Genomic DNA, 16,014 nt, shown 5'->3' on the forward strand with positions numbered 1-16,014 from the left:
GGACGGGCGCACCGCGGACACGGCGGTCGGTGCCGGGAACGTCCTTGGCGGGCGGATTAGATGAGTGCCGAGGCACTCATAAAACGCAGGGGGGCTTCCGGGTGCAGAACGTGGGACAGTCCGCGGGGCATCCAGGTCAGCGGGCTGGTGAAGTTGCGCCGTGCAGCCGCGAGCCCCGCCATGGTAGCGGCGTCGGCTTCCTCGCGGGCGACGGCGTCCAGGAGTTGCCGGTCGGCGAGGGACAGCGGACGGGCGGCGAGCGGCGCCTCGAACAGCAGCCGGCGCAATACCTCGGCCATTCCGGCGGCGTCGGCGGCGTTCCAGGTTCCGGCCTGTGCCCGGAGCGTGACGTGCCCGAAGACGTGGATACGGATCAGTTTCGTCACCAGCGCCGTACGGGACCGTGGCGGCAACCCGCCGAACCAGCCGGTGGCCACAAGATCCGTCGCGAAGGCCAGGTCCTCCGCCACCGGGCGGGGCGTCTGGGTGACCCGCAGCTGGGCGTCGTCATGCACGAGGTAGCGCGGCAGGCCGCGTCCGTAGCTGATCCTGGCGCCGGAGAACCACAGCTTCGCGGAGAACGACTGGTCCTCTCCCGTGGCATAGGCCGTGGGAAATTCCAGGCCGAGGGCGCGGACCAGGGACAGCCGCATCAGGCCCAACGGGGCGGTCCGGTACGCCAGGCGGTCACGCACCGGGTCCAGGCCCGTGCGCCGGGCCGGACGGACCACCGGCGTGCGGATGGTGCTGCCGCCGGCGTGCGCCATCGGGGCGATGAGGACGTCGGCGCGGTCAGCTTCGGCCCTTCCCACCCAGCCCGCCAGCGCACCGGCCTCCACCGAATCGTCGCTTCCCATAATCGCCACCCAGGTTCCGGTGGCCCGGGCAATGCCGTGGTTAAAGGGACCGGCGGGGCTCTTGATCCCGTCCGTGTACTGCAGGAACCGAACCAGTGGCTGATGCCCGGCAGCGACGCGGGCGCGAATGGGCTCCACCTCTGTGTTATGGCAGACGACGGTGATCCTCAGCCGCTGCCGTGCGGCCGGGTCGGCCGGCAGGCCACCGGCAACCAGGGAGGCCACAGCGCGTTCCACGGGCCGGTCCGGGGTGTGCACAGCGATCACGACGTCGAGCAGCACGGAATCCTGGCTTTGGTTGTCCACCCAGTAAGGTTATCGCGGAACCCAGCACGCAGCCCGACGAGGAGTATGAACCTGTGAACCGGAGCATCGAAGTCGTCATTCCGGTCCATGATCCGGCGCGGCCGGTAGCGCGGGCGGTGGCCTCCGTCGTCGAGCAGCGTTCCGAACTGTCCGCCCGCGGCGTCGAGCTGCGCGTGACGGTGGTGCTGCACAATCTGGCGGCGGACAGCCTGACCCAGCACGCCGGGTTCACAGCCGGATTGACCGACGGGGCCGCCGGCGTCAGCTATCTCGGCCATTCCGACGGCGTCGCGTCACCGGCGGGCCCGCGCAACTTGGCCCTGGGCCGCAGCACGGCCGACTACCTGAGTTTCCTTGACTCGGACGACTACCTGGAACCAGGCTCGCTGCTGTCCTGGTGGGAGGTGGCCGAGAATCACCATGCCGCGGCAGTCATCGCGCCGTTGCGGACACCCGAGGGAAACGTCCTCGCGGCGCCACGGATCCGGCCGTCAAAGCCGCCCGTCCTGCACCCTCTCCGAGACGGGCTGGCGTACCGCAGCGTGCCCTACGGCCTGCTGCGCCGCGGGAGCCTGAAGGCCGTAGGCTTCCGCTACACCGAAGGCATCCTTACCGGTGAAGACCTCGAACCGACGCTGCGCCTGTGGTTCCGCTCCGGGGCTATCTGCTATCCGTACGGCGCCCCCGCGTACCACCAGACCGACGACTCAGGGCCGGCCCGCGTTACGAGCTCGATCCGGCCGTTGCGGCAGGAGTTCGCCTGGCTGGAAAACCTGCTGGCGGCTGACTGGCTGCGGCAGGCGACCGCGCCCGAACGGCGCGCCATCGCGCACAAGATCCTCAGGGTGCACGGCATCGGTGCCCTGCTCCGGCGCGCTGACACCCCGGGCACCCCCGACAGCCCGGGCTCCCCCGGCCGGGCCCCGCTCTGGGATCCGGAGGAGAGCCTGTACTGGCGTGACGTCACCGGGCGGGTCTTGGCCCTTGCCGGCGGTCCGATCCCAAGCATGAGCCGGCGGGACTCGTCCCTGATCCAGGCCGCGGGCTCGGCTGACGATCTTCGGCGGCTGCAATCCGTGGTGGCTGACTACCGGCGGTCCGGGCGGGCTGCGGAGCTGCTCACGGCCCGGCTGCGGGACTCCTTCTCCCGGGACTCGACCCTCCGGCACTATCTCAGCGAGAGACTGCGTGCCAGAACCGGCGTGTTCAGGGCACCGCCCGCCGTACCGCGTTGACAGTAACCGCGCGCTTCGGTTAGGCCGCCCCGGGCGGCCTGCCGCGCCAGCTTCCGGGCGCGGGCGGACCCGCCCGGCTTGCTAGACTCGAGTCGATCATTCGGACTGGCAGGAGCATTGATGAACTGGTGGCAGGCGTTTCCCGCTATCGCCGTGGCCGCACTTCTGCTGTTCCTCCCGGGGCTGGTGCTCGCGCGGGCCCTGGGCGCCAAAGGATTCGCCACGGCGGCCATGGCCCCCTTGGCCTCCTGCGGACTTATTGGCCTCGCCGGTGTCCTGGGGGGTCTGCTTCGTCTGGGCTGGGGCCTTCCCAGCTACCTGCTCGTGACCGCAGTCTGCACCGGCCTGGCTTTCCTGCTGCGACGGTTCTTCAAGCGCCGGATCACCCCGGTCGCGCCGGCTTCGGCGGCGCCCGCCGTCCAATGGGCAGCAGTCGCCGGCGGCCTGATTGCAGGGGCCACCCTGATCACCACCCGCCTGCTTCCGGCGATCGGCACGCCCGGGAACTTCGCCCAGGTGTACGACAACGTCTTCCACCTCAACGCGATCCGGTACATCCTCGAAACCGGCAACGCATCGTCCTTGACGCTGGGCCGGATGCTCACGCCGGATGCCGGGATCGCCATCTACCCTTCCGTGTGGCATTCCCTGGCTGCCCTCGTGGCCCAGCTGACCAACAACGACGTCTTCGTCAGCGAAAACGCCGTCACCGTTGCGGTGAGCGCCCTGCTGTGGCCCTTCGCCTGCATCATGCTGGTCCGGGGCATCGTCGGTCCCCGCGTCCTGCCACTCGTGGTTGCCGGCACCCTGAGCGGCGGCTTCTGGATTTTTCCCTTCCAACTGCTCCAGTGGGGCCCGCTGTACCCCAACACCCTCGCCTACAGCCTGCTGCCGCTGGCGCTGCTGGTCCTCGTGGGATTGTTCAACGCAGGGCGGGAAAGGTTCCTGGACAACGTCAGTCTCTGGTCCTTTTTGCTCGTGGCGCTGGCGGCATTGTTCCTCTCCCAGCCCAACGGGGCCACGGCGCTGATGGCGTTCTCCGTCCCGCTGATCGCAGGTGCCTGGTTTTCCCAGTTGCGCTCCCGGATCCGGGCACGGGCCGGCGCCAAGGCCATCGCGTTCGTCGTCCTGTGGGGGCTGGCCTCCGCAGCTGCCTTCCTGGTCATCTGGCAGGCCCTGCTCCTGAGCTACGACAACTGGAAACCCAGCCGGACCCTGTCCGAGGCTGTAGGCGACGTCACAACAGGCACCCTCCTGGGCGGCAACGAGACGATGGTCGCCTCCTGGGCGGCCCTGCTGGGCGTCATCACCATCCTCCTGCGGCGGAAGGGCGCGTGGATGATTGCCTGCGCGCTGATTTCCGCCGCCCTCTACATCGTCGCCGTCTACATGTACCAGGGCCGCTTCCGGCACTTCACGACCGGCAGCTGGTACCAGGACCCCTACCGTCTTGCCGGCCTGGTGCCGTTGTTCATGATTGTGCTGGGCGGCGTGGGTGCCGACGGGCTGGTGTCCGCGGTCCGGGGGTTGCTCCAGCGCGTCGCCGCGAAACGATCCGCCGGCCGGCGCCTGGGCCTCCCCGAGTTCAGGGGATCCGCCAGCCTGTACGCCGTCGCATCAGCTGCCATCATGGCCGTCCTGCTCTCCAACCTGGTGAACAACGTCCAAGGCCCGGGCCTGGCCGTCGTCGCGGCGAAGATCACCAAGTCCTATTCCTTTTCCCCGGGCTGGGCGGTATCCAATGACGAGTTCGCCCTGATGTCCCGGCTCGGGTCGACCGTGCCGAAAGACGCCGTGATCGGCGTCAACCCGTTCAACGGCGGACCGCTGGCCTACGCCGTGTCGGGCCGCCACGTCACGCAGTACCACATTTCGCCCGGTCCCGACGCCGAATTGCGCAAGATCGCAAAGGACATCACGACGGCGCAGCCGGGCTCGGACACCTGCCAGCTCGCGGCGAAGGACCATGTGGACTACATCCTCGACTTCGGAAACTTCTACATGCTCAACTTCGTGGAGGCCCGGGCCTACCCCGCGTTCGTCGACGTTATGACGACCCCGGGCGCCAAGGTCGAACTCGTGGACCAGCAGGGCGCGGCGAAGCTGTACAAGGTCGACGCCTGCTGAGCCTGCTCCACCTGGCGGCGGCCCGTGCCCGGGGTCACAGCCGCCGTGGCCGGGGCCAGCAATCGCCTAAGCTGGAACCATGCGTATTCTCAGCGTCGTCGGCGCAAGACCACAGTTTGTAAAGCTCGCACCGATCGCGTCGGCCCTGTCCGGCCGGGCGGAGCACCTCATTGCCCACACGGGCCAGCACTATGACGAACTCATGAGCGATGTCTTCTTCCGTGACCTGGGTATCCCGGCACCGGATTTCAACCTCGGCGTCGGCTCCGGCAAGCACGGGGCACAGACCGGGGCCATGCTCTCCGGCCTGGAGGAGATCCTGGAAGAGGCCAAGCCCGACTGCGTGCTGGTTTACGGGGACACGAACTCCACCCTGGCCGCCGCCATCGCCGCCGTCAAACTGCACATCCCGCTGGCGCACCTTGAGGCCGGCCTGCGCTCCTTCAACCGGCGGATGCCGGAAGAGCACAACCGCGTCCTGACCGACCACGCTGCGGACTTGCTGCTGGCCCCGACGCAGGTCGCCGTCGACCACCTGGCCAACGAGGGCCTGGCGGCCAAGACGGTCCTCGTCGGAGACGTCATGACCGATGTCCTGTACCAGGTCCGTGACCTGCTGGAGAGCCGGAACGAACCGCTCCCCCTCGATGTGTCCCCGCAGGGCTTCTACGTCAGCACGATCCACCGCCCGGACAACACGGACTCGCCGTCCCGGCTCAAGTCCATCCTTGGGTCCCTGGCCTCGCTGGACCGGCCGGTGCTCCTGCTGGCCCATCCGCGCCTGGTCAGCTTCGCCGAACGGCACGGGCTCGACCTCGAGCAGGGAAGCATCCGGGTGTGCCCGCCTCTGGCCTACCCGCAGCTGGTCAACGCCGTCGTCAACAGTGCGGGCGTTATCACCGACTCGGGCGGACTGCAGAAGGAGGCCTTCCTGCTGCGCGTTCCGTGCACCACGATCCGTCCCGAGACGGAGTGGGTTGAGACCCTGGAGTCACGGTGGAACGTCCTGGTGAGCGAAGACCTCTCCATCCTTGCCGACACCGTGAAGCGGCCTGCTCCGGAGCCCACCGAAGCTGCCCCGTACGGCGACGGACACGCTGCCGAGAAGATCGTGGACGCACTCCTCGCCTTCAACGCGGAGTCCGGCCGCAAGTAGCCGGGCGCAGGCGCCGGTCAGCGGCGGGAACGGACGACAATGAGCGTCCGTTCCCGCCTTTTTAGCGCCCGGGCTTCCCCGCTGCGGCGACGATGGCCGCGGCAGCCTGGCCCGCTGCGGCGAGGGATGCGTTGTCCGCCACCCACTGCGAGCGGAGTCCGCGGCCGGTGTCGGCGCCTTCCAGCGCGGCGACCATCGCGGCCGCGACGGCCTGCGGGTCGTGCGCGACGGCGTCGCCGAGCCCGTTGCCGGCCACCACAGCCGCCCCCTCGCCGGCGCCGGCGAAGATCACCCGGGTGCCGCAGCCTGCGGCGGCGTAGATTTTGGTCGGCTTGGCGAAGTCGTAACCCTGGCCCGGCTTAATGCTCACGAGTGCCGCGGTGGCTCCCCGCAGCCAGGACGCGGCCTGCCGGGGCGGAACGACGCCGCCGAAGACAACGCTTCCGGGAACGGTCTCGGCAGCCAGCGCCCGGAGGGCCGGTTCGTCCGTGCCCTGCCCGAAAAAACGGATCTCCGCGTCCGGGAACTTCTGTTGCACGGCCGGCAGGGCGCGGACAAAAACGTCGGCTCCCTGCCATTCGGAGATGGTCCCGGTGTAGGCGAAATAGGGCCGGTGTCCGGTGACGGCCTCGCCGTCGGGGTTGAACACCGAGGTGTCGACCCCGTTGGCCACTACCCGGAGCCGCTCGGCCGGCACGCCGAACTTCGCGACCTGCTCTGCGACCGCGTCGGAGATGGCAATGACGCAGGCGGCGCGGCGCAGCACTAAGCCTTCGACGCGCCGCATCAGGCCGATGACGACGCCCGGGACGTCCATGGCGGACAGCGCTTCGCTCCACACGTCTGCCGCGTAGTAGACGAACGGACGGCGGCGCAGCCAGCTGCTGAGGGCCACCACCAGGCCGGTGGTGGGCGGCGGCTCGGAGACGACAACATCGGCGTCCAGCGCCAGCAGGCGGAAGAAGGCCGGGATGTCGAAACTCAGGTACTGCAGGTAGCCGCGGACGTTGCCGCCCGGGTCCCGCAGCACGGGCCACCGGCTGATCTTGAACGGGACGCTGCCGGCCGACGCACCGCCTGGGGCGCGGGTCGTCACGACCTGCACCTCAGCCCCCGCGGCCACCAGCCCGTCCACCAGCGCCTGGAGGCGGAATGCGGCGGCCCCTACTTCGGGCGTGAAAAGCCGGGTGGCGACCGCGACCCGCAATCGGGGACCGGCCGTCACGAGGCGACGACTTTGACCATCTGCCCGCTGCGCGCGGACTCCAGCACGGCCTCGGCGACGGACAGGGTGTCGAGGCCTTCGCGCATGGTCACGACGTCGTTGCGCAGCCCCAGGACGGCGTCGCGGAAGGCTTCGTGCTCGGTTCGCAGCGGCTCGGGTTTGGCGATGGCCAGCCGCGTCATGTTGCCCTCGGAGACTCCCCGGAACGCCGCCATGGACTCCCACTCCGTGGCCACGGTGCCGTTCTCGAAGAACGTCAGGTCGGCGGTCACCGTGTCCGCGACGAAAGCGCCCTTTTCGCCGGTGACGATGGTCAGGCGCTCCTTCATCGGGGAAAGCCAGTTCACCAGGTGGTTGGTGATGACGCCGTTTTCAAGCTGTCCTGTCGCGGCGACCATGTCCTCATGCGGACGGCCGCTGCGCGTGGTGACATGGGCGAAGATCGACTCGAAACGGCTCTGGGCGAGCCAGGCGGTCAGGTCGATATCGTGCGTACCCAGGTCCTTGACGACGCCGACGTCGGCGATGCGCGACGGGAAGGGACCCTGACGGCGGGTGGCAATCTGGTACACCTCGCCGAGTTCGCCCGCTTCGATCCGCTTCCGCAGGGACTGGAGCGCCGGATTGAAACGCTCAATGTGGCCGACGGCGCCGACGAGGTTCTTGGCCTCGAAGGCGTCAACCAGGCGCTGGCCTGCCGGGGCGCTGGCGGCGATCGGCTTCTCCACCAAGGTGTGGATCCCGGCTTCGGCCAGGGCCAGGCCGACTTCCTCGTGCATCCCGGTCGGGACAGCGGCGACGGCCATGTCCAGGCCCTCGGCGATCAGCTCCTCCACCGAGGACAGCACCTTGAGGCCGCCGGCGACGCCGTGCGGGTCGCCATAGGCGTCCGCGACCGCTACGAGGTCGACGCCGGGCAGTTCGCGAAGGACGCGGGCGTGGTGCCGGCCCATCATTCCCAGCCCGATCAGGCCGACACGCAGGTTCGCCATCTCAGGCACCGGCCTTGGCGACGGCGTTGACCGCCGTGACAATCCGCTCGAGGTCATCCTGGCTCAGGGACGGGTGGACCGGCAGCGAGAGCACTTCCTTGGCCGCCGTCTCCGTGTTGGGCAGGTCTTCGGTGCGGTTGAAGGACGGCAGCCGGTGGTTCGGGACCGGGTAGTACACGCCGGTTCCGATGTTGTATTCCTCCCGCAGCGCCTTGGCCAGGCCGTCCCGGTCCTCGGTGACCCGGATGGTGTACTGGTGGTAGACGTGGCCCGCGCCGGCCTTGACGGCCGGGGTCCCGACGTTCTCAAGGTTGGCGTCGAGGAAGGCCGCGTTCTGCTGCCGCTGCGCGGTCCAGGCCAGCACCTTAGTGAGCTGGACACGGCCGATGGCGGCGTGCAGGTCCGTCATGCGGGCGTTGAAGCCGACGATCTCGTTCTCGTACTGCTTCTCCATGCCCTGGTTGCGCAGCAGCCGCAGCTTGTGCTCGACGTCGGGGTCCGACGTCGTGACCATGCCGCCCTCGCCGGAGGTCATGTTCTTGGTCGGGTACAGGCTGAACATGGCAAAGGTGCCGAAGCTGCCCACCTTCTTGCCGTTGAAGCTTGCCCCGTGCGCCTGGGCGGCGTCCTCGTACAGGTCGATGCCCCGCTCCGCGGCGATCCGCCCGAGGCCCTCGACGTCGAACGGGTGGCCGTAGAGGTGGACCGGCATGATGCCCTTGGTCTTGTCCGTGATCAGTGACGCGACATGGTCCGTGTCCAGGGTGTAGTGGTCCAGCTCGATGTCGGCGAACACCGGGGTAGCGCCGGTGAGCGCCACGGCGTTGCCGGTGGCGGCAAAGGTGAACGAGGGCACGATGACCTCGTCGCCGGGGCCGACACCGGCGGCGAGGAGACCAAGGTGCAGGCCGGAGGTGCCGGAGTTCACGGCGACGGCCGCGCGGCCGTCAACCAGCACCGAGGAGAACTCGGTTTCGAACTCCGCGACCTGCTTGCCTTGGGCCAGCATTCCGGAGGCGAGGACGGCGTCGACGGCCGCCCGCTCTTCATCGCCGATGATCGGCTTGGCTGCGGGGATAAAGTCCAGGCTCATGCGTTGTCCTCTGCCTCTTTCAGGAAATTTTCTTCTTCTACATATTTGGCGCCCGTCTCGGGGCACACCCAGAAGCCGTCCGCCTCACGCAGCGGGAAGCCGGCCTTGCCGACCCAACCGAGCCGCTTGGCCGGTACTCCGGCCATCAGGGCAAACGCCGGGACATCCTTGGTGACGACGGCTCCGGCGGCGATGGTCGCCCAGCGTCCGATCGTCACCGGCGCGACGCACACGGCACGGGCGCCGATGGACGCTCCATCCTCGATGGTGACACCCACCGGGGTCCAGTCGTGCGCGCTTTTCAACGATCCGTCCGGGCTGACCGAGCGCGGGTAGGTGTCGTTCGTCAGGACCACCGCGGGTCCAATGAAGACGCCCTTCCCCAGCGTGGCGGGCTCATAGACCAGGGCGTAGTTCTGGATCTTGGTGTTGTCGCCGATCTGGACGCCGGTGCCGACATAGGCGCCGCGGCCGACGATGCAGTTTTCTCCCAGGACGGCGTCCTCGCGGACCTGGGCCAGATGCCAGATCTTGGTGCCGGTACCCAGCACCGCGCGGTCCGACACATCAGCGCTCGGGGCAATGTTGTTCATCGTGGATCTCCTGTCAGGGAAGAAGTGATCGGCGCGGCTGCCGGGGTCATGCCTTGCCGATGACGCGGTACTGGACGCCGTCCCACGCCTCGGGGCTGCTCACCCGGCGGCCGTCGATGAACACGCGGACGCCCGGGAGGTCCTGCTGCCCCAGCGTCCGGTACTCGGCGTGGTCGGCCTGGACCACGGCAGCGTCGGCAGGCTCCCCCAGGTGGTAGGGCTGGAAACCCAGCTTCTGGAGTTCCTCGTCGGTGTACAACGGGTCGTGGACGAGCGCTGTGGCGCCGCGGGATTCGAGCGCCTTGACGGCGTCAAAGACACCGGAGAACGCCGTTTCCTTTACGCCGCCGCGGTAGGCGGCGCCCAGCACCACCACGCGGGCGCCGGCCAGGTCGCCGTAGGCGCCCTCAAGCAGGCCGATGGTGTACGCCGGCATGTCGGCGTTGGCCGCGCGGGCGGCGCGCACCACGGTGGCCTCCGGATCATTCCAGAGGTACAGCCGCGGGTAGACGGGGATGCAGTGTCCGCCGACGGCGATTCCCGGCGTGTGGATGTGGCTGTAGGGCTGGGAATTGGCGGCCTCGATGACCTGGTAAATGTCGATCCCGGCCGTGGCGGCGAAGCGGGCGAACTGGTTGGCCAGCCCGATGTTGACGTCCCGGTAAGTGGTTTCGGCGAGCTTCGCCAGCTCTGAGGCTTCGGCGGAGCCCAGGTCCCACACGCCGTTCGGGCGGACCAGGTCCGTGCGCTCGTCGAAGTCCAGCACGGCCTGGTAAAACTCGACGGCCTTGGCTGCGCCGGCCGGCGAGAGGCCGCCGACCAGCTTGGGGTACTTGCGCAGGTCCTCGAACACCCGGCCGGTGAGCACCCGCTCCGGCGAGAACACCAAGTGGAAGTCCTTGCCCTCGACCAGGCCGGAGGCGGCTTCTAGGGCCGGCTTCCAGCGGCTGCGGGTGGTGCCGACCGGGAGGGTCGTTTCGTAGGAGACCAGGGTGCCGGGGGTCAGGTGCTTGGCCAGTTCCGCGGTGGCCGCGTCCATCCAGCCGAAATCAGGGTTCGCGTCGGCGTCGACGAACAGCGGGACGACGAGCACGACGACGTCGGCGCCGGGGACGGCGTCCGCGTAATCGGTGGTCGCCCGGAGCTTGCCGGCGGGCACCAGCTCGGACAGCTTTTCCTGCAGGTGGGCTTCGCCGGGAAACGGCTCCGTTCCGGCGTTGATGAGGTCGACGACCTGCCGGTTTACGTCGACTCCGACGACCTCATGACCCTTGGACGCAAACTGGACGGCCAAGGGCAGGCCGATCTTTCCCAACGCAATTACAGCAATCTTCACGATTCTCGTGCCTTTTCTCTCATACCTGATGGCGGGGCCAAAGGACTGTCTCCACCCTAGCCGCTGCCGCATGGCGGCGGCGTTTTGGCGGGGTCGGCCGGCTAGTTGCGGAGCCGGCTGACCGCCTCGTGGATCGGCCCATCAAACAATACATTTCCGTGCTCGAGCAGGACACCGCGGGCACAGATCCGGGAGACCAGGTCCAGGTCGTGGCTGACGACGACGAGCGTCTTGCCGCGCTCGGCCAGTTCCTGGATCTTGTCGATGCACTTGCGCTGGAACGGCTCATCGCCCACGGCCAGGATCTCGTCGATGAGGAAGACCTCCGGATCGGTGTGGACGGCCACGGAGAACGCCAGGCGCAAGTACATGCCCGACGAATAGAACTTCACCTCGGTGTCGATGAATTCGCCGATTTCCGCGAATTCCACGATCGACTCAAAGCGGTCGTTCACCTCCTGCTCCGTCATCCCCAGGATCGCTCCGTTCAGGTACACGTTGTCGCGGCCGGAGAGGTCGGGATGGAAGCCGGCCCCGACCTCGATCAGGCCGGCGACCCGGCCCCGGGTGCGCACCGACCCGCTGTCCGGGAGCATCACGCCGGAGATGTGCTTGAGCAGCGTGGATTTGCCGGAGCCGTTCAACCCGAGCAGCGCCACGGTTTCGCCGGTCTGGACATGCAGCGAGACGTTCCGGAGGGCGTGGAACTTCTTGGTCAGATCGCCTTTCCTGCCCTTGGCGAGCCACACCACGGCTTCCTTGATGGAGCGGGTGTGGCGGAGCACAAACTGCTTGCTGATATCGGTCACTTCAATCGCGTTTACCACTACAGCTCCTGGGCGAAACGGCCTTCGAGCCGCCTAAAGGTGAATTGGCCGAGCGCCAGGACGAGGACGGACACGACGAGACCGACCGGGAACCAGAGGCCGAGCAGGTCCGGCGGCATAGGTGAAGAACCGTCGGTGGTGGGGTACCAGAAGGCGTAATGGAAGAGCTCGACGCCGACGGTGATCGGATTGGCCTGGTAGACCGCGAAGGCGGCCGGGCCGAGCTTCGCCTCGACCATGGACCACGCGTACATCACCGGCGACGCCCAGGTGGCCACCATCAGCAGCATGTCGACCAGGTTCTCGGAATCCCTGAAGTAGACGTTGGCGGCGCCGAACAGCAGCCCGAGTCCGGCGGCCAGCAGCGCGACGATGGCGAATCCACCGACCGCCGAGAGCAGCTGGAAAAGGTCCGGCTTCCAGCCCGTGAACAGGCACGCCGTTACCAGCACCACCAGTTGCGGGAAGAAGTGCACTGCCGAGACCCAGACCGAGGCCACCGGGAAAAGTTCGCGGGGCAGGTAGATCTTCTTGATCAAGTTGCCGTTGTACACGATCGACCGGGCGGCATTCCCCAGGGCCTCAGTGAAGAAGTTGATCAGGACGATGCCGGAGAACAGGTAGACGGCGTAGTTCGTCAGCCCTTCCGGATTCCGGGGGCTGCGCTCCAGCCCGAGGAAGACCCCGAGCGCAATGTAGAAGACGATGAACTGGACGCCCGGCTTGACGTAGGACCAGAGCAGGCCCAGGACGGATCCCCGGTAGCGGATCTTGAGTTCCTTGCGGACCAGCAGCTTGAGCAGGAACCGCGAACGGGCCACGTCGGCCAGGCCACGGCCCAGGCCGGGCTCAACGAGCTCCTGGGTGCTGGCGCTCATCGGCTGCTGTCGCCTTTGCTGTTGGCGTCGAAGGTCTGCTTCCACGCGTCCATCGAGGTGATCTCGGCAAGGGCGCCGCGGTATTCCTGCTTGAGGGCCGGCCACCGGCGCAGGACCTCGCCGTACACCTTGACGCTTTCGGCCAGCAGGGCGCGCACCCGGCGGGGATCGCGCTTGTACCAGGACACTGCGCTGCCCTCCGCGTTGGATACCAGGGCGCTGTCGAACTGGGAGACCCGCCACCACTTGTTGTCCTGGTGGGGCACGATGGTCTCGGGATGGGCCTTGGACGTGTCCGACACCGGGAAACCGACGTGCCGGACCACGGTCTTTGCCACCCACGGCAGCAGCCCCAGGTAGGACGGCACCGAGACGCCCTTGCCGCGGCGGGGAACCTTGGTGGACATCACCGACGGGTAGTCGTCGAAGCTGGGCTTGAACTGGGCTTCCGAGAACTCCTGCGCCATGGCACGGATTTCGGGGAGCTTGGTCGGAAGCATCTTGTGCAGGCTGCCGGGTCCCTGCAAGAGATCCTTCATGGCCTCGATCCTGCCCTGCAGCGTGTAGTACTGCATGGAGATGTTGTGCTTGAGGTCCAGCTTGATCGAGTTCTCCACCAGGCCGCCGCCAAAATCGTAGGGGCTGTGCAGCAGCGCGTAGATGAACCGGTTCCGGGTGTGGAAGTAGGCCTGCCAGCCGACCAGGTCGTCCTTGTCGATCCACGAGACGTGCCAGACAGCCGAACCCGGCAGGGACACCGTGTTGTACCCGGCGGCCTTCGCACGGACACCGTATTCGGAGTCATCCCACTTGATGAAGACGGGCAGCGACAGGCCGATCTCACGGATCACCGCGGTGGGGATCAGGCACATCCACCAGCCGTTGTAGTCGACGTCGACGCGGCGGTGCATCCACGGCGTGTCCCGCAGGTTCCGCTGCGCGAAGTTGTGGCGCATCTCCTGGCTGGGGTTGGGTTCGGCCGGGCCGATCAGGTAAGGGTTGACGACCTCGCCCAGGGTGTGCAGCACGTTGCGGTCGTGCAGGTCGAACATGTGGCCGCCGACGAGGGTGGGCTTCTTGCAGTAGTCGGCGAAGGTGCCGAGCCGGATGAGGCTCTCGGCCTCGATGACGACGTCGTCGTCGAGCAGCAGGACGTAGTCACTGCCGTTCTCGACCGCCTCGTACATCCCGCGGGCGAAGCCGCCGGATCCGCCCAGGTTGTTCTGGTCGATGATGCGCAGCTTGCCGCCGAGCGCACTCTCAACCTCGGCGAAGCCCTCGGCTTCCGCCACCTTGTCGGTGCCCTGGTCGACAACGATGACTTCCTTGACGTGCTCCAAGGCCTCGGGGTGCTGCCCGAGGATGCGGAGGTTGTTGATGCAGTAGGCGGTCTTGTTCAGCGTCGTGATTTCAAGCGTGATCAATCCGGTCTGCCGCCGCACGGCCTGGGTCTGCCATTCGGCACCGACGAACTCCATGTCCTCGGTTCCGGCGGTGACGTCGAACCAGTACCAGCCGCCGTCGCCGAAGGGGGCCAGCGACAGGACGAACTCTGTCTCCGCTTCGCCGTCGACCCTGGTGGTCTCGACGTGCTGCAGCGAGCCGCGGGCGTTGGAGCGGTAGATGCTGACGGTGCCCCGCCCGGACGTCCGGACCTGGAGGCGGACCTCTTCCACCGTGGTCCAGCGGCGCCAGTAGCTCGCTGCGAAGGCATTGAAGTAGGTGGCGAAGGAGATGCGCTCGCCGGCCCGCACCGAGGCGCTGGTCCGCGAGGTGATGTCATCCGCGTGCGCCATCCGGGCCGGGTCGAGGAGCTTCACCGGGGTCTTGGAACGGCCGAACCCGGACAGTTCCGCCGAGATGTCGGTGGAACTGCTCACCACACCGGAGTCCATGTAGAGCGGGAGGGTCTCGTGTCCCCGCTCGCCCGGAAGGATCACACGCTGGATGGTGTGCCAGGCGGCGTCGGTGCCCGGCCCGGCGGTCACGGTCTGATTGTCCTGCTGGCCTACGCTCACGCGTCCACCCCTCCGCTTTCAATCTTGGCGCCACCCTCGAAATGCGGGCGGATCTTGTTCTCGAACATGGTCAGGGCTGAGCCGATGGCCATGTGCATGTCCAGGTACTTGTAGGTGCCGAGGCGCCCGCCGAACAGCACGTCCTGCTCGGCGGCCGCGAGGTCGCGGTACTTGAGCAGGCGTTCGCGGTCCGCCGGGGTGTTGATCGGGTAATAGGGCTCATCGCCCTTTTCCGCCGCACGGGAGAACTCGCGCATTATGACGGTCTTCTCCGTCTGGTAGTCCCGCTCGGGGTGGAAGTGGCGCGGCTCGATGATGCGCGTGTAGGCGACGTCGGCGTCGTTGTAGTTGACCACCGAGGTTCCCTGGAAGTCCCCGACGTCGAGCACTTCCTCCTCGAAGTCGATGGTGCGCCAGGAGAGGTCGCCCTCGGCGTAGTCGAAGTAGCGGTCCACCGGTCCGGTGTAGACGACGGGGATGTTGCCTACGACCTTGTCCTTGCTGTACTCGTGCGACTCGTCGAAGAAGTCGGTGTTGAGCCGGACTTCGATGTTCGGGTGCTCCGCCATCTTCTCGATCCACGCGGTGTAGCCGTTGGTCGGCAGGCCCTCGTACTTGTCGTTGAAGTAGCGGTTGTCGTAGTTGTAGCGCACCGGGAGTCGGGAAATGATGCCGGCGGGCAGGTCCTTGGGATCCGTCTGCCACTGCTTGCCCGTGTAGTGCTTGATGAACGCCTCGTAGAGCGGGCGGCCAATAAGCTGGATGCCTTTGTCGTTGAGGTTCTGCGGGTCGGTGCCCGCCAGCTCCCCGGCCTGTTCCTTGATCAGGTCCTGGGCCTGGCCGGGGGTCAGGTTCGCGCGGAAGAACTGGTTAATGGTGGCCAAGTTGATGGGGAGGGAGTAAACCTCGCCCTTGTGGACGCCGTAGACCTTGTGCACGTAGTTCGTGAACGTCGTGAAGCGGTTGACATACTCCCACACGCGGTCGTTGGAGGTGTGGAAGAGGTGGGCACCGTACCGGTGGATTTCGATCCCGGTCTGCTCCTCCTTTTCGCTGTAGGCATTGCCGCCGATGTGGTGGCGGCGGTCGATGACGACGACCTTCAAGCCCAGCTCGGTGGCGGCCTGTTCTGCGATTGTCAGGCCGAAAAAGCCCGACCCTACGATGACGAGGTCAGCGGTCACAAAATCTCCTGGTTCGAATGCGGGCAGCGCAACGTTGTGCATCGTCTGCTGCTCTAGACTACCGAGCGTTATGCCGGAGCCACGAATCGCGGCGCCCGGGGCCGTGCGCCGCAAGCGGTCCCCGCTCGCGCGTTGCGCCCGGTCTTCCCGCTGCGGCGGCGGCACTTTTCCACCGCCGGGCGTTATC

13 protein-coding genes are annotated in these 16,014 nt (G+C 67.4%); 3 read left to right on the forward strand and 10 right to left on the reverse strand.

The genetic code is table 11. The annotated features are described in order from the left end of the window. Window positions 1-56 precede the first annotated feature (56 nt). Entirely contained in the window at window positions 57-1,163 is a 1,107-nt protein-coding gene (locus tag ACUYM2_RS12675; RefSeq protein WP_481600377.1) for a glycosyltransferase, read from the reverse strand. Between the two features lie 53 nt (window positions 1,164-1,216). On the opposite strand from ACUYM2_RS12675, the gene ACUYM2_RS12680 reads away from it, so the two are divergent. The 3 genes from ACUYM2_RS12680 to wecB all read left to right on the forward strand — a co-directional run bounded on the left by ACUYM2_RS12680 (window position 1,217) and on the right by wecB (window position 5,681). Next, window positions 1,217-2,398, forward strand: coding sequence for a glycosyltransferase family 2 protein (locus ACUYM2_RS12680; RefSeq protein WP_481600378.1), 1,182 nt, complete (start codon window positions 1,217-1,219; stop codon window positions 2,396-2,398). 120 nt (window positions 2,399-2,518) lie between these two features. Further along, window positions 2,519-4,525 (forward strand): DUF6541 family protein, encoded by a 2,007-nt coding sequence (locus ACUYM2_RS12685; protein ID WP_481600379.1) that lies wholly within the window; start codon window positions 2,519-2,521, stop codon window positions 4,523-4,525. 79 nt (window positions 4,526-4,604) lie between these two features. Next, window positions 4,605-5,681 carry a non-hydrolyzing UDP-N-acetylglucosamine 2-epimerase gene (gene wecB / locus ACUYM2_RS12690; RefSeq protein ID WP_481600380.1) on the forward strand — a complete coding sequence of 359 codons (1,077 nt, stop codon included), beginning with the start codon at window positions 4,605-4,607 and terminating at the stop codon, window positions 5,679-5,681. Window positions 5,682-5,742: 61 nt separating this feature from the next. On the opposite strand, the gene ACUYM2_RS12695 is transcribed toward wecB, so the two are convergent. The 9 genes from ACUYM2_RS12695 to glf form a co-directional block, all read right to left on the reverse strand. Further along, window positions 5,743-6,906, reverse strand: a complete 1,164-nt coding sequence (locus tag ACUYM2_RS12695) for a glycosyltransferase family 4 protein (RefSeq protein WP_481600381.1) — start codon at window positions 6,904-6,906, stop codon at window positions 5,743-5,745. Continuing rightward, the gene (locus tag ACUYM2_RS12700; RefSeq protein ID WP_481600382.1) at window positions 6,903-7,898 is read right to left on the reverse strand and encodes a Gfo/Idh/MocA family oxidoreductase; all 996 of its coding nucleotides are present in this window, start codon (window positions 7,896-7,898) and stop codon (window positions 6,903-6,905) included. Before ACUYM2_RS12700 ends, ACUYM2_RS12695 begins: the two co-directional genes overlap by 4 nt. 1 nt (window position 7,899) lies before the next feature. Beyond that, a complete protein-coding gene (locus tag ACUYM2_RS12705; protein ID WP_481600383.1) occupies window positions 7,900-8,991 on the reverse strand; it encodes a DegT/DnrJ/EryC1/StrS family aminotransferase in 1,092 nt (363 codons plus the stop codon). Beyond that, on the reverse strand, window positions 8,988-9,584 hold the full coding sequence (locus tag ACUYM2_RS12710) for an acyltransferase (protein ID WP_481600384.1): 597 nt from the start codon (window positions 9,582-9,584) through the stop codon (window positions 8,988-8,990). Before ACUYM2_RS12710 ends, ACUYM2_RS12705 begins: the two co-directional genes overlap by 4 nt. A 46-nt stretch (window positions 9,585-9,630) precedes the next feature. Beyond that, a complete protein-coding gene (locus tag ACUYM2_RS12715; protein ID WP_481600385.1) occupies window positions 9,631-10,920 on the reverse strand; it encodes a nucleotide sugar dehydrogenase in 1,290 nt (429 codons plus the stop codon). Window positions 10,921-11,021: 101 nt separating this feature from the next. Continuing rightward, on the reverse strand, window positions 11,022-11,747 hold the full coding sequence (locus ACUYM2_RS12720) for an ABC transporter ATP-binding protein (protein ID WP_479783632.1): 726 nt from the start codon (window positions 11,745-11,747) through the stop codon (window positions 11,022-11,024). Then, the gene (locus ACUYM2_RS12725; protein ID WP_481600386.1) at window positions 11,747-12,625 is read right to left on the reverse strand and encodes an ABC transporter permease; all 879 of its coding nucleotides are present in this window, start codon (window positions 12,623-12,625) and stop codon (window positions 11,747-11,749) included. The genes ACUYM2_RS12720 and ACUYM2_RS12725 overlap by 1 nt, the downstream gene beginning before the upstream one ends. After that, window positions 12,622-14,520: a glycosyltransferase gene (locus tag ACUYM2_RS12730; RefSeq protein ID WP_481601486.1), complete on the reverse strand. Its 1,899-nt coding sequence runs from the start codon at window positions 14,518-14,520 to the stop codon at window positions 12,622-12,624. The genes ACUYM2_RS12725 and ACUYM2_RS12730 overlap by 4 nt, the downstream gene beginning before the upstream one ends. Before the next feature lie 119 nt (window positions 14,521-14,639). After that, entirely contained in the window at window positions 14,640-15,827 is a 1,188-nt protein-coding gene (gene glf, locus ACUYM2_RS12735; protein ID WP_481600387.1) for a UDP-galactopyranose mutase, read from the reverse strand. Between the last annotated feature and the right edge of the window lie 187 nt (window positions 15,828-16,014).

Source organism: Arthrobacter sp. SD1074B, assembly GCF_056780195.1.

Excerpts from the sequence above, each read along its gene's own strand:
- ACUYM2_RS12730 (WP_481601486.1), bottom strand. The coding sequence starts at position 14,520 with ATGGACTCCGGTGTGGTGAGCAGTTCCACCGACATCTCGGCGGAACTG.
- ACUYM2_RS12700 (WP_481600382.1), bottom strand. The coding sequence starts at position 7,898 with ATGGCGAACCTGCGTGTCGGCCTGATCGGGCTGGGAATGATGGGCCGG.
- ACUYM2_RS12725 (WP_481600386.1), bottom strand. The coding sequence starts at position 12,625 with ATGAGCGCCAGCACCCAGGAGCTCGTTGAGCCCGGCCTGGGCCGTGGC.
- ACUYM2_RS12710 (WP_481600384.1), bottom strand. The coding sequence starts at position 9,584 with ATGAACAACATTGCCCCGAGCGCTGATGTGTCGGACCGCGCGGTGCTG.
- ACUYM2_RS12685 (WP_481600379.1), top strand. The coding sequence starts at position 2,519 with ATGAACTGGTGGCAGGCGTTTCCCGCTATCGCCGTGGCCGCACTTCTG.
- wecB (WP_481600380.1), top strand. The coding sequence starts at position 4,605 with ATGCGTATTCTCAGCGTCGTCGGCGCAAGACCACAGTTTGTAAAGCTC.
- ACUYM2_RS12705 (WP_481600383.1), bottom strand. The coding sequence starts at position 8,991 with ATGAGCCTGGACTTTATCCCCGCAGCCAAGCCGATCATCGGCGATGAA.